Origin of the sequence: Anaerocolumna sedimenticola (assembly GCF_009931695.1) — a bacterium.
Lineage (GTDB): Bacteria > Bacillota > Clostridia > Lachnospirales > Lachnospiraceae > Anaerocolumna > Anaerocolumna sedimenticola.
On sequence record NZ_CP048000.1, the window covers coordinates 5,087,450 to 5,102,019 of the forward strand.

Sequence of the window (14,570 nt, forward strand, 5' to 3'; positions counted from 1 at the left end):
ATTATGATATATACGATAAAATGTTAATTTATATCCTCACAGGTTTTATTCTGCCCCTGCTTTTAGGGCATCACTCATAGAAATTGCATTGACTTTTTTCTTACATAACCATTTTGATATTTCATAGGAAAACATTACAACAATAAAACCTACTCCAATGTAAATTGGTTCGATGGTCACGGGCATTGCAAATGGAGCGCTGTTCTCAAGTGCTTTCATCAGCCCGCCCATTATAGCAAAACTAAGCGGTATTCCTATAATATACCCCATTATGACTACAATCGTAGAACTATTAAGAATCAAAGAGTTTATTTCCCTCTTTCTATATCCGAAAATCTTCATCAGCGAAATCGTACTCTTGTTTTCTTCAATGATTACGGAGGTTACAATATAGATAATAATCATTCCGATGATAAATGCCACCGCCGAAATAAAAAAAACTGTTGCCTTCAAAGGCACCATGCCGCTCTGTATGGCGGCTATCTTATCTTCTATGGACAATACGGTATACTCCTCGTTTTTCGGAATATCCAGGGGTTTATTGCCGAAAAGCCCATTATAGCTTCCTTCTGGCATCCCGAACTTCTCGTTATACTCTGAAAGGGGCATGGATATAGTCATGTTATAGGATGATGCGATGCCACCGACTCTCAGCGTAAATTCCTGATAATCCGATTTTCGGACGATAGTAATTGTGTCGCCCCGCTTTACTTTCAATCTATCGGCAATCGGTTTGGTTATAATGACCTGATCCATTCTCAGTTTCTTGCCGGATTCATCCAATACCGTCATTATTTTAGAATCCGGCAGTACACCGGCAACATGAAAAACTTTATTATCATCACCCTGAAACATGAACTTTGATACCGCGAAAGGTTCACTGCCCGCAGGTGCCGGTTCTGTGCGCAGATTCTCGAACACATATTCATATTGGTAATTCTGTGAGTTTTTTACTTCAGTTGTAAGAAAATAATTCATACCGCTTTTCAGGAAAAATCCGAAGAGCAAAAGTAACGTCGCCGTGATGCAGCCGGTAAGTAACAAGATGAGACGTGACAGGCTTCTAAGCTGTTCCCGAAATTTAAATTTTACAGTAAATTTTAATTTTTCAAGCTTAAATCTGCGCTCCAGGAAATTGACCTTATTTTTCTCTCTATCTCCTTTCATCAACTCGGCAGGCGATTGCCCCAGCTCTTTATGGATCACAAGAAATACACTTATTCCCAGAAATATAATTGGAAAGATAAAGCTCAGGATTATGACGGCCAGGCTATATTCGATACCTGTCATTGGTATTTCGCAAAACTCAAAATAAACGGATAACAGAGAACGTACGGTAAATATCCCAAGGATGGTCCCAAGGATACCTCCAATTCCGGCGATTACCAGGGGAAATTTCAAATAATGGAGATAGAGCTCCTTCCTTTTATAACCCAACGCATATAATGCTCCGGCAATCACTGATTCACGTTTGATCATGCGCCCGATTACGTTACTGAGTAAGACTGCGGTCAACAATAGAACCGTAATAGGCATTGCCCTACCCATAAGACTGGCAGAATTAAATTTCGCAGCAGCTCCGCTGACTCTGACATTCACACCGATATCTGTCCATTGTAGGATGTCAATACCACGGCTTTTAAGTAATCCCAAAAACTCTTTAGACTGGCTGCGGGCACTATCTTCCTTATGGTTAAATTTCACTGCATAGAAATTGCTTCCTTTCCTAAACGCAGCGAAATCCTCCCGGCTTATAACGGCAATACCGAAACTCTGAGGCGAATACAAAAGGTCCGTTTCCGATTTAAGCGGAACAATATAATTCGGAAGCATCATGAAACCGGTAACCGTAAATTGCTTATCCCCTATGGTGAGTACATCGCCGATTTTAATTCCCTGTGCGGCAGCGAAAGTCGGGTTTAGCAGGATATCACCGCTGCTGTTTAAGTTTTTGCCCTGGGTGACGGCAGGAATATTGATCTTATCATTTTCAGTGAAGATACGCAGTGTTATTCCTTCCGATAATGAGTAATCAAAAGTTTTCCCTTCTTCAATCACCAAATCTGAAGTCAGCGAAAGTGTATCCAGATTATTAATGCTTTTGTCTGTTGTAAAGGAAGCGTCTTCCTGCACATAATCATTTGCATATTCATTCATCAGCTGTATTAAATTGTTACTAACCAAAACCAGATTCGTAAATAGAAAACAGCTGAAAATAATCAATAAAATGGAGCCGATATATTGTGCTTTGTTTTCCAGCAAAACACGTCTGATTCTCTTATTAATTACCATCACCATTCAATCCTTTCTGCCGGAATCGTTTTCTCATTTATCAGAATTTCTGCAATTTCACCGCTTCTTACCTTGTATACTCTGTTAGCCATAGCTGCAATGGCAGTATTATGGGTTATCATCAAAATAGTGGTTCCGTATTTTTTATTCACCTGCTGTAATAATTGTAAGATACTGCGGGACGTACTAAAATCTAGTGCTCCGGTTGGCTCGTCGCAAAGCAGCAGCTTCGGATTCTTGACAATCGCCCTGGCAATCGACACTCTTTGCTGCTCACCGCCGGATAACTCCCTTGGAAAACGAAATTTTTTATCCGTCATTCCCACAGAAGCTAAAACTTCATCCGTATTCAGAGGTGATTTACTTATGTTGGATACAACTTCTATATTTTCCCCAACTGTTAGGTTGGGAACCAGATTATAAAACTGGAATATAAAACCAATATCCTTACGTCTGTAGTCTGTCAGCTTCTCGTCGTTTAAACTATTTATCTCTAATCCATCGATTAAAATCTGCCCGCTGTCGCACCGGTCAATACCGCCTATTATATTTATCAGCGTTGATTTTCCGGACCCGGAAGGCCCTAATATAACACCAATCTCCCCTTTATTAAGCTCCATTCCGATTCCCTTTAGGATTTCCGTTTTAACCAGGCCGCTTGTATAACTTTTCTTTAAGTTACTAATCTCAATAAACATATTCCTTTTCCCCTTTCTATCGGTACAGGATTTTACGTAGAGTTTGCAGATACTCTTCAAGCTCTTTTCCCGCATCATCAAAATGCGCCTTGTAGGCATCTACTTCATCACCATACCGGAACAGACTTTCGGTGAAACCATTCATCGTCCATATAATAATGTTTTGCGCCTTTTCTTTATCAATACCATCTTTTAAAATTGTTTTGTTTTTGTTCGACCTTTCATAGATCTGCTTCATGAGCGTATAATTTAAATTAACTAAATCTCCTGGCAGCCCCTCCGGGAAAACATCATTAATTGATAAATATGCTTTCATCATAAATCCGAATATAAGCGGATACCGGGATGACAGGTCTCTTTTTAAATTTGATACAGTCTTGATATTTTCAAGAAAATCGCAAGAATCCGAAATGACCTTTTCATACTCAGTAATAAATATGTCCAGGACATATTTATTAAGAAACAAAAAAAGCCCCCTTTTTGATCCAAAGTAATGAAATAACAGTCCTTTTGATATACCCGCTTCTTTCACGATTACATCCGTATTCGCTGCCGTATAACCTTTTGAAAACTCCCTTAACGCAACTTCAATAAAACGCTCACGTTTTTCTTCTTCCATTGTCATAAATTTATGTTCCTTAATGTCATATTCTTTGACAAACTCGGAATCATCTATTTTTCTAGCCAGTTTTATCACCTCATTTATATTTTCATTGACTACAAGTCAATTATAGATTATATTATAGCACTTATTGACTTAAAGTCAATAAGTGTCAATTAAAAATTATCCTACTCGTATGTAATATTCTAATAAGCTTTCAATTCTAATTTAAGGGAAAGAACATAGCGCCGAATGCTGTCATTTTAGTGACAGATTCCATAGGTATTAACCTTTTGCATGAACTTTGTAATCTGTTTGGATGGTTTTTAATTAAACAGAAAATTTGAGTAAAATCTGGTATGATAAAGAAACCCTTGCTCCACGGTAAAGCAGTGCAAGGGTTGTATATAAAATTTAATATTTAACTTGAACAATGACTCTTCTATTCCATTCCTGCTTTTAGTGCCTCACTCATGGAAACTGCATTCACTTTTTTCGCACATAACAATTTACTAAGCTGATAGGTTAACATAATCGCAGCGAAACAGATAACCACATAAAGCGGGTTTATAATGATTGGCAGCACTAAATTTATCATGGCACCAAGATAGCCATACATAGCATCCATTGATGCCGCCATAATGGGAATACTGATTATAAATCCTGCTATAATTACATAGGTTGAGCTGTTTAATATCAGAGTCTGAATTTCCTTATGTCTGTAGCCAAATATCTTAAACATTGAAATAGTGTTTTTATTTTCCTCAATAATCAATGAGGTTACAAGGTAGAGGATAATCAGGCCTACAACACAGGAAATTACCGTCATGGCCACCACCATGGAAACCATCGGACCCAGTAATTCATCCATGGCATTTGAAACCTCACTCAGGGATTTTGTTCCTGAGAGTTTATCTTCCGGAATAGCAAGCTTTTTCGTACTCCAAATTCCCATATAACTATTTTCCGGAATACCAAGCTGCTCATTTAACTTAGCCATGGGCAAAAATATAAATTGGCCCGCATAGGAATCGGCTACCGCGTCAATATGAAAAGTATAAGACTTTCCGTCCTGCTTATTAATGAGACTTACAGTATCACCTGCATTAATTCCCAGCCGGTCAGCCAATGGTTTCGTAATATTAACCTGATTGTTGGGAAGCGGATTATCCTTGTTGTCCTTCAGCGTCAAAATTGTGGAATCCGGCTCAACGCCGGTTACATAAAATTCGACTTCTTCCTGGCCTTCCGGATAAAATCTTCCCGCAGAGAAAACTTCCGCACCCTCCGGTGCTTCACCGGATTGAACATCCTTAAAGGCATATTCATATTCAAATTTATACGTACCGTTAGTACTGTTTTTGAATACATAATTCATAGAATTCATTATGGTAAATCCAAAAAGCATAAAAACAGACGCACTGGTAACACCCAATAATAAAAATACAAGTCGTGAAACACTTCTCAGCTGCTCCCGCAGTTTAAATTTGGTATTGAACTTTAATTTATCTAATTTAATTGCACGTTCTATGGCATTAACCCTGGTTTTTTGTTTATCTCCTTTCATTAGCTCCGCCGGAGAAAGTTTTAATTCCGAACGTATCACGCAATAGCTGCTAAGTCCTAAAAACAAAACCGGAGTCAGTATTCCAATCAGGACATTCAAGTAGCTCAGTTTAATGCCGTTAACGGGAACATTATAATATGAAATCATAGCCATAACCGCAGGTGCAACGGATGGCAATGCCAATAAACTGCCAATAATGCCTCCTGCTAAAGCCAGAATGATAGGAATTGCCATATAGTGCCGAATTAATTCCCCTCTTCGGTAACCCTGGGCATAAAGTGTCCCTATGATCACCGATTCTTGTCGTATCATACGCCATATCATGATACCGATTATTAAACAGCACATAAGAAACATTGCAGACGGCAATGGCACACTCATGGTTTTCATACCTGTTATGGAGGCCCAAGGCATTCTGGCGCGTTTGTTGTTCATAATATCAATCCATTCAGACTCTGTAATTCCCTCATCATGCAGACGTTCCCTAAGCTGTACCGCTTGTTCATTAATACTTTGTCCTCTTTTATTAAATCTGACGGAATATATAACCGAAGGATTACCTAAACCGGTAAAATCCTCACTATCGATAACTCCAATACCAAAATTATCGGGTGAATTCATAATATCATTTACATTTTTTAATGGATAGATATAATGAGGCAAGGATACAAAACCTGCGACCGCAAATGTTTTTCCTAATATATTGATACTGCTTCCGACAGGATAACCATTCGCTTTGGCAAAGGCCGGATCCAATAATATTTCTCCCGGGCCGGAAAGAGGTTTTCCTTCTGTTACAGCCGGAATATTCACCCTTTTTGTATTACTAAGCAGCCGAAGCGTAAGAGTATCAGAAAGAGCCGCATCGAAGCTCTTTGACTCCTCGATTAAAGCATTAAAATCTTTCTCTAATTTTGCACCATCCGTAATCGGCTTATCGGTCTGAAAGGATAAATCTTCCTGCTTATTTTCTTCCGTAAAGGAAGTAACCAAGTCACCCAGATTCCGAGCTATTCCTGAAGCTACTAAAAATGTATAGCTTCCAAGGATAATTAATATAAGAACTCCAAGATACCGCATAACATTTTCCTTAAATATCCGAAATACTCTCCGTTTTAGTGCCATTACCACTCAATCCTTTCCGCCGGAACCGTCACCTGATTAACCACAGTTTCTACGATTTCCCCGCTTCTTACTTTAAATACCCGGTTAGCCATAGCCGCAATGGCAGCGTTGTGGGTTATCATTAAAATAGTTGTTCCGAATTCCTTATTTACTTTTTGTAAAAGCTTCAAAATACTGCGGGACGTCTGAAAATCAAGTGCACCGGTGGGCTCATCACAAAGAAGCAGCTTCGGATTCTTGACAATCGCTCTGGCAATGGATACACGTTGCTGCTCACCGCCGCTTAATTCCCTGGGGAAACGGTGTTTCTTATCCTGCATTTCCACCGCTTTTAAAACTTCATCTATATTGAATGGTGATTTACTTATGTTAGACACGACTTCAATATTCTCCCCGACTGTAAGATTCGGAACCAGATTATAGAACTGGAAGATAAAACCGATATCCTCTCGTCTAAAATCTGTCAGCTGGTTTTCATTCAATTTATTGATTTCTACCCCGTCAACTAATACCTTACCGCTATCGCAACGGTCAATACCGCCCAGAATATTCATCAGTGTGGATTTTCCCGAACCGGAAGGCCCTAGGATCACACCAACTTCTCCTTTCTCCAGCTGCATTTCAATCCCTTTTAACACCTCTGTTTTAACCTCACCTGACATATAACTTTTTTTCAGGCCTGAAATATAAATAAACATATTATTGTTCCTCCTTTTTGTAGAAACAGCGTTTTAATATATCAAAATATTCGTCCCATTCATAAAATAATTCAATATCAACATTTTCAAAGGAACTGACTTTCTTTATCTGCTGTTCTGAAAAACTCATGATTGTCCATGTAATAATGTTCATTATCTTTTTCGTATCCATATCATCGCGAAATTTAGATAGGTTAATATTTTTGTACCCCATACCTAAGCCGTTTTCGATCAGTTCTTTTTTAATCGCATCTATTTTTGATTTTACTTCTGGTGAATTTTCGTTGGGAACACTCTTAAGAAAATCAAACGCTTTCGGGTATTGCTTATAGATTCTAAGTTTAATCAATCCGATTTGCTTCATTCTTTCAAAAAGATCCGTTTCATTCCAATCTATTTCATCATAGATTTTATTAATTACACCGTTGACATAATCAAATAAAAATAAATACAATTCCTTTTTGCTGTTAAAATACTTAAATAATGATCCTTTCGCTATTTCTGCTTCCTTAATAATTACATTGGTTGAAGCCTTTTCATAACCGTTCTGTGCAAATTCTTTTAAAGCTGCGTTTATGATACGTTCCTGTTTCTCCCGATCTAAACTGTAAAATATCTGATAAATGATAATCACCTCTTTTTTCTTATAAAACTTTTTATTGAAACCGTAGTAAATAATCCAAATAAAAAATGACCACTTCGGTCACTATTATTATACAGCGAGTGACCGCAGTAGTCAATGGAATTTTTTAAGTCATTTTTAAATATTACTTTTCGATAACATGAAAGCTGCTTTTTATTGCATGTATTACTGTGGTATCAAATAACGTTGTATTCACTTCCGGCTGTTATAGTAGTTTTTCTATAGCCTGCTCCAGATTATTTACAAAGAAAAAATCTCTGCCTCTGTTACACTCGTATATAAAGTCGTGTAAAGGTTTGCTTGTGTATTTGGAAAAATCTCCAATGACAGCCATTTTGATATGATAATTTATAAACTTTTGAAGTATTTCACCGGCGATACCACTGCTCAGAATAAAAAATTCCTCGCATATGTTATTTTTATCAATAATGATTCTGCTGCAGCTTTTTTCATAGTTAACTGTCATCATCAAATCAAGGGCAGATTGCGTATCAGATATTAAAATATCGTCACTGTTGATAGATACTATTAAATTGTTTATCTCAGTTATAGTGTAGTTCATACTATGAACATCTCCTTTCAATGTACCAGGTCATATATCCATTTTTCCGCATCGGTTTTATTTGAAAACAATCTGAAAGTTTCATTTCTTCCGCTTTCGCTAAGTATATTTCTTAGGTTGTCTTTCACATTCTGTGTATCCTCACAGATTATTGCAGATTTAATATGATAGAGCATAAATTTTTGCAGCATAGCTGCGGCTAAACCTGTTTTAAGGTCCAGAAAATCCTGTGAAAGTATACCCGGATTAAATAGCACAAACTGCGTATTATTTTCTGCACATACAGTAATAATGTCCAGTATATTTCTTTCCGTACAAAGCTTAAATTGGGGATCATCAATATGAATATAACTTATCTCATTTTTATTAATAAAAGAATAGCGAAATGTCCCACTGCTTGTTTCTTTTTTTCCGCCTGCTTTTATCGTTGTAGGTTCCAATACATCATTATCATTGGGAATACCGGCTAACGTATTGCGTACATCCTGTATCCATACTAATTCATTTTCATATGTCCGTTTTATATTCTCATTAATCATATTCCATATTGCAGTTGTGAGTTCTGTTCTGTCCGGTGATAAATAAGTATCCTGTTTACTATTTTGCTGCATTAACAACTGCATATTAATCTGAGTTTCATAACTCTTTAGTATCTTATCCAGTTCACTTGAGTTAAGCTGCCAGGACCATGCAAACTGAACTAAAAATGGCTTTTTAAATTCACCAGGCTCCGATGGAGACAGAACCCACTCTTTTAAAGCAGTTAGCCCCTCACCGGTAATTGTATATATTTTTTTGGATGGGGAATTATCCTGGTGTTCGACGAGATAAGTAACCAAGCCTTTATCTAATAATTCTACCAGGGACTTATATATTTGATTATTGTTACCGGACCAATACATAAAAGCAGATTCTTGCATAAACTTTTTTATATCATAACCTGTCATTGACCTTTGGCTTAATATTCCTAAAATTGCGTAATCGATAGACATCTTGTTTCCTCCTTGCTTTAATAACATATGTTAATAATAACATATGTTATAATCATAATCAATAATATTTTACAAATTAAATAGAGCTACCGCCATTTATAAAATTTTTGATTTTACAACGATTCCGGGTATAAAGTCGCTAATTTACAATAACTCTCTCTAAATTACATTGTTTTCTCCGTAAAGTTTTTTATAATAGTTTCATATATAAACAAAACATGGAGGTAATTTTCTTTGAATAAAACTATCTTAACCTTAACCAATAACTGTAGGTTCCATTTGGGGGACTGCCCGGATGCCTGGCAGTCCTGGTACAACGATACCAACTGGGAAGAAATTTCCCTACCCCACGACTGGTCCGTTACTTTACCTTTTTCCAAAGAATATTCCAGCGGAACCGGCTATCTTGCCGGGGGTATAGGCTGGTACCGGCTCCGAATCTCTCCCGATGAAAATTGGATTGGGAAACGAATCCGCTTATCCTTCGACGGTATCTATAAAAATAGTAAAATCTGGTGTAACAGTTACTATCTGGGTTCCCGGCCTAATGGATATGTTTCTTTTACTTATGATATTACAGATCAGTTTCGTTATGATAGTGATACTATCATAAGTATACAGGTTGACCACCGGGATATCTCTGATTCTCGCTGGTTTACAGGTTCCGGTATCACCCGGAAAGTAACTCTGATAATAGAAGAATCCGTACATCTTATCCCTGACGGTCTCTTTTTTACTACTCCGGAAGTTTCGTCAGAAGAGGTTTCCTTTACTGTTACGAATGAGGTCATTAATGAACAGGATACGGATACTATGCTTACACTCATTAACAAGCTTATCTGGGAAAACGGAGAGATTACGGTAACGGCAGCTGATACTATTCCACCTTGCAGTCAAAAAACCCTGGTTACAAACGGAACTGTAACGGCACCAAAACTCTGGTCACCGAAACAACCCTATTTATATACTCTGGAGACCTGGATTCGTCAGGAACTGGCGGAGGGTGAAACGCTTACCTATCTGGTTGATTCCAGGAAAGTAGGAATCCGTTGTATCCGTTTTGATCCGAATAAAGGATTTTTCTTAAATGAAGTTCCTACGATTATAAAAGGTGTCTGTGTCCATCATGATGCCGGCTGCCTTGGCGCCGCGGTACCCCCTGCAGTATGGCGCCGACGCTTAGAAAAACTGAAAGTAATGGGATGTAATGCCATCCGTATGAGTCATAATCCTCACATGCCGGAACTGTATGACCTTTGTGATTCCATGGGATTTCTTGTAATGGATGAAGCCTTTGATGAGTGGGAAGGCCCTAAAAACAAGTGGAGTACCGGACATAATGTCTATCCTCCAAAACATCAGGGATATTATCTTAATTTCCCTCTCTGGCATGAACAGGATCTGACGGCTCTTATTCGCAAAAACCGCTGTCATCCGTCTATTATCATGTGGAGTATCGGCAATGAAATTGACTACCCAAACGATCCATACTGCCACCCGTCATTTAATACGATGACCGGCAATAATGATGCCAATAAACCGGCAGAAGAACGACAATACAATCCGGAACGACCTGATGCAAAACGCCTGGCTGTATTATCCAAACATTTAACTGAAATTGTTAAACGGAACGATAAAAGCCGCCCTGTCACACTTGCTGCTGCTTTTCCGGAACTCTCAGGTACTCTGGGCTTTTTGGATCCCCTGGACGTGGTGGGTTACAATTATAAGGAACATCTTTACGAAGAAAGTCACCTGGCATTTCCGGATAAGCCATTTCTCGGAAGCGAAAACGGTCACAGTCTTAAGGCCTGGAGAGCGGTTACCGATACTCCTTACATTTCCGGTCAATTTCTCTGGACCGGTATTGATTATCTGGGTGAAGCGCACGGCTGGCCGGTTCATGGCTCCAGTTCCGGTCTATTGACACTTGCCGGTTTTGAAAAACCCTGGTATTACCGCCGTCAGAGTTTCTGGTCAGAGAAACCTGTTATACATATATCAACCGCGTTTGCTTCCAACGATATGGGCGAGTGGACACCGGTTTATGATTCCTGGAATTATCCGGTGGGAGAAGAAATATTAATCAAATGTTATACCAATCTGAAAGAAGTATCCTTTTACCTGAATGAGGTGCTGCTTGGCGTTTACAAAAAAGATACGGATAAAGATTGCATTTCCTTTACAACTGCCTTCAGACCGGGTGTCTTAACGGCTAAGGGGGTAACTTCTGATAACTCCGCTATATCCCATACCCTTACAACTACGGGAAATGCCTGCCAGGTTGGGTTGCAATGCTGGGAAGATATTACCCAAACTTCACAGGAAGCACACCTTTATCAGGTTGAAGCTACTATGAAAGATTACCAGGGAAATGATGTGTTATCCGATTTCTCCTGTCTCCATGTAACAGTGGATAACGGCAGCCTCCTTGGATTGGAGAACGGAGATCTTGCAGACAACACAGATTATTCCGCTTCCTACCGCAGGGTTTACCATGGCCATCTGATGATTTACGTTAAATCGGAGGATATCTCCAAACAAACCGTGATTACTGTAGGTGGTGAAAATCTTAAAACAGCATCGATACATGTGAATATCTAAACCAAAAAGGGACTCTTGCAAAATTGGGAAATATTAACTATAACCTTACCCAAGTCCGGTCAATTTATTATTTTGCAGCAGCCCCTTTTCCACTTCAATATGTGATGTTAATTTTTCATACTGCCCGGGTGACATTCCTGTATATTTTTTAAAAACTTTACTGAAATAACACACGTCCTGAAATCCTACCCGGTATCCGATTGACAATATCTTCATGGAAGTAGTAGCAATCAGTTCTTTTGCATGGTGAATTCTTATTTCATTCAGATATACAAAGATCGTCTTGCCGATATTTTTCTTGAATACCCGGTTCAGATAATCAAAATTGCAGGAAAATTCTTCTTCTATTAAATTTCCGGAGATGTCTTTCTGATAGTTCGCATTGAGATAGTTCAGCAGTTCATGAATATTCTTATAGGACCTGGGAATACCGGGCATCTGTTTTAACGCTCTTTTTGATACGGCTTCTCTTGCTATCTCCACAAGGGCTTCCATAATCTTACATGCACAGGAAACCTTATAATTATCCATTTGATTCTGATTCTGATCCATAGCTTCCTGTACCAGCTTTAACACCTGAAGATAACTGCTTCCTGTCTGAAGACTGATAAATTTGGGAAACCGCATCCAGGAATCCTGGTAAATCTCAAAGGAACCACTATCTTCCTGGAGGGATTCACTCCTGATTTGCAGACAGCGCTCCATAAAATCAGTCTCTTCCAGTTTACGGATAACCTTAGGATGCCGGAAATGAATATAAAAATATTCACAATTGGATGCTTTTATCCCTTGATGGACAAAATCTGAATCAAGTAACATTACATCACCTTCACTTAATTCATATTTTTTACCGTTTTCCTGCAGATAAAGTGTTCCTTTTTTCATAATGTATAGTATATATTCATCTGCCTGTCTTTTTCTATGAACGTACGGAGGTTCCAGAACCGCCATATCCACCAAACGCACCTGTGGCAGAATATTTCCATTTATTTCATAATACATAATTCTATATTAACCCAAATCTGGTTCATCGCAGAGAGTGATGGTATCCGTATATTTTCCTTCTGTTTCAAAAATCAGAATGGTATTTTCACCTTTCTTTAAAATTGGTGCCGGTATATAAAGCCGTTTCTGGGGCCGACATCCCAAAATCTTCCGATATTGAACCCGTTCACCAGTACACACCCTTTTCCCCAACCGGAAAAATCCAGGAAAGTATCTGCTGTTTCCTCTACCTCAAAAGTAAATTCATAAAAGGCAGGTGTTCCCTCTTTTGCTGAAAGATTAAAATTTAGGCCTGACAAATCTTCCATAGGAAGGCAGTATTGTTTCCAATAAAAGTGCTGATGTCCGTTGATTTGAACCCCACCGCCTATTCCCTTTCTCTGGTGTTCCAAAGCCGGTCCAAAATTTACGCGACCCATATTTTCTATAAGAATATCCATCTTTCTGCCTTTTACCGGTGACTCATTAATTTCATGCTCTGTCAGCAGTTCTCTATCATACAAAGTCAGAACCGGCTTTTCATCTAAAAATACATTTGCCCTGTCATTGGCATCCCACAGACGAAACTTTTCTATTAATCCGTCACATATTAATTCACTTTCATACAGGATATAACCGTACCCCTGATTAAGCTTTTCCATGGACAACGGCACCACATTTTCTACCGGTTTTGCAAGATTATCCAGATTTTCAAATAGTCCTGTTTTTCTGACTACTTTCAATGTTCCATACGCTTTACGTATAATTACTGTCGATAACTTCACATCAGGAGTTTCCGTGTATTTACAGATAACCTTACGAAAGGCTTCGTATTTGGGCGTGATCCTGCCATCCTCCGTCAATAAGGCATCATAGTCGTAGGAAGTGACATCCGGGGTCAATTTATCATAATAATTGGCACCGCTTGTAAATCCAAAGTTGGTTCCTCCCTCAAACATATAGATATTTACATGGCCTTCGGACAGAATTGCATCCAGGTCTTTACTATTCATTTCCATATTGCCGGTCTGATGGTTTTCTGCTCCCCAATTATCAAACCAGCCGATCCAGAATTCCATACACATCAATGGCTTATCCCCGATTTTCTGCCTCATTACAGAAAACTGTTCTTTTCCTTTTGAACCAAAATTTCCTGTCTGCAGAACCCCTTCTATGCTGCCGCAGTCAAAGGCATCCCCCCACGGACCATCGGAAGTCACCAGCGGAACCTCACAGCCGCAGTTTATCATCAACTGCTTTATATATTCCATATACTCTTTATCATCACCATAATATCCATATTCATTTTCCACCTGCATCATAATGACGGGACCGCCGCGCGTTATCTGCAGCGGAGCAATTATCTCAAACAATTTTTCATAATATTCTTTTACATGTTCTAAAAATGGAGGATACATACAACGTAACCTCATACCGTCTTCTTTCAGCAGCCAGTAAGGAAGTCCTCCGAACTCCCACTCCGCACAAATATACGGTGATGGCCTGAGTATTACCATAAGCCCCAGTTCCTTTGCAGTTCTTACAAACGAAACAATATCAAGCATTCCGGTAAAATCAAATTTCCCTTTTTCTTTTTCGTGGAGATTCCACGGAATATAGGTTTCTACCGTATTACATCCCAGATTTTTTAACTTTTCCAACCGATCAGACCAGTATTCCGGAACTACCCGGAAGTAATGCATTCCTCCTGAAATAATCTTTATTTTTTTCCCGTCAAGATAAAACTCATCACGAATTTCAAATTGATGCATTATTCCTCCTATCCGGGCGATCTTTATCCGCC

The 14,570-nt window shown here is 38.7% G+C and carries 11 protein-coding genes; 1 reads left to right on the forward strand and 10 read right to left on the reverse strand.

Translation table 11 applies throughout. The features are described 5' to 3' along the window. Positions 1-45 precede the first annotated feature (45 nt). The 8 genes from Ana3638_RS22700 to Ana3638_RS22735 form a co-directional block, all read right to left on the reverse strand. The gene (locus tag Ana3638_RS22700; RefSeq protein WP_161840062.1) at positions 46-2,292 is read right to left on the reverse strand and encodes an ABC transporter permease; all 2,247 of its coding nucleotides are present in this window, start codon (positions 2,290-2,292) and stop codon (positions 46-48) included. Continuing rightward, a complete protein-coding gene (locus tag Ana3638_RS22705) occupies positions 2,292-2,990 on the reverse strand; it encodes an ABC transporter ATP-binding protein (protein ID WP_161840063.1) in 699 nt (232 codons plus the stop codon). Before Ana3638_RS22705 ends, Ana3638_RS22700 begins: the two co-directional genes overlap by 1 nt. A 16-nt stretch (positions 2,991-3,006) precedes the next feature. Continuing rightward, the gene (locus Ana3638_RS22710; protein ID WP_161840064.1) at positions 3,007-3,615 is read right to left on the reverse strand and encodes a TetR/AcrR family transcriptional regulator; all 609 of its coding nucleotides are present in this window, start codon (positions 3,613-3,615) and stop codon (positions 3,007-3,009) included. 418 nt (positions 3,616-4,033) lie between these two features. Further along, a complete protein-coding gene (locus Ana3638_RS22715) occupies positions 4,034-6,283 on the reverse strand; it encodes an ABC transporter permease (RefSeq protein WP_161840065.1) in 2,250 nt (749 codons plus the stop codon). Then, on the reverse strand, positions 6,283-6,981 hold the full coding sequence (locus tag Ana3638_RS22720) for an ABC transporter ATP-binding protein (protein WP_161840066.1): 699 nt from the start codon (positions 6,979-6,981) through the stop codon (positions 6,283-6,285). The genes Ana3638_RS22715 and Ana3638_RS22720 overlap by 1 nt, the downstream gene beginning before the upstream one ends. A 1-nt stretch (position 6,982) precedes the next feature. Continuing rightward, the gene (locus Ana3638_RS22725; protein WP_161840067.1) at positions 6,983-7,615 is read right to left on the reverse strand and encodes a TetR/AcrR family transcriptional regulator; all 633 of its coding nucleotides are present in this window, start codon (positions 7,613-7,615) and stop codon (positions 6,983-6,985) included. A 214-nt stretch (positions 7,616-7,829) separates the two neighbouring features. Beyond that, a complete protein-coding gene (locus tag Ana3638_RS22730) occupies positions 7,830-8,186 on the reverse strand; it encodes a DUF4180 domain-containing protein (RefSeq protein ID WP_161840068.1) in 357 nt (118 codons plus the stop codon). Positions 8,187-8,203: 17 nt separating this feature from the next. Continuing rightward, entirely contained in the window at positions 8,204-9,178 is a 975-nt protein-coding gene (locus Ana3638_RS22735; protein WP_161840069.1) for a DUF4180 domain-containing protein, read from the reverse strand. Between the two features lie 234 nt (positions 9,179-9,412). Here Ana3638_RS22735 and Ana3638_RS22740 point away from each other — a divergent pair, with 234 nt between their 5' ends. After that, positions 9,413-11,782, forward strand: coding sequence for a glycoside hydrolase family 2 TIM barrel-domain containing protein (locus tag Ana3638_RS22740; protein ID WP_161840070.1), 2,370 nt, complete (start codon positions 9,413-9,415; stop codon positions 11,780-11,782). A 45-nt stretch (positions 11,783-11,827) separates the two neighbouring features. Here Ana3638_RS22740 and Ana3638_RS22745 read toward each other — a convergent pair whose 3' ends face one another. Beyond that, on the reverse strand, positions 11,828-12,784 hold the full coding sequence (locus Ana3638_RS22745; protein ID WP_161840071.1) for an AraC family transcriptional regulator: 957 nt from the start codon (positions 12,782-12,784) through the stop codon (positions 11,828-11,830). Between the two features lie 98 nt (positions 12,785-12,882). Then, positions 12,883-14,538 (reverse strand): glycoside hydrolase family 35 protein, encoded by a 1,656-nt coding sequence (locus tag Ana3638_RS22750; RefSeq protein ID WP_330587753.1) that lies wholly within the window; start codon positions 14,536-14,538, stop codon positions 12,883-12,885. Between the last annotated feature and the right edge of the window lie 32 nt (positions 14,539-14,570).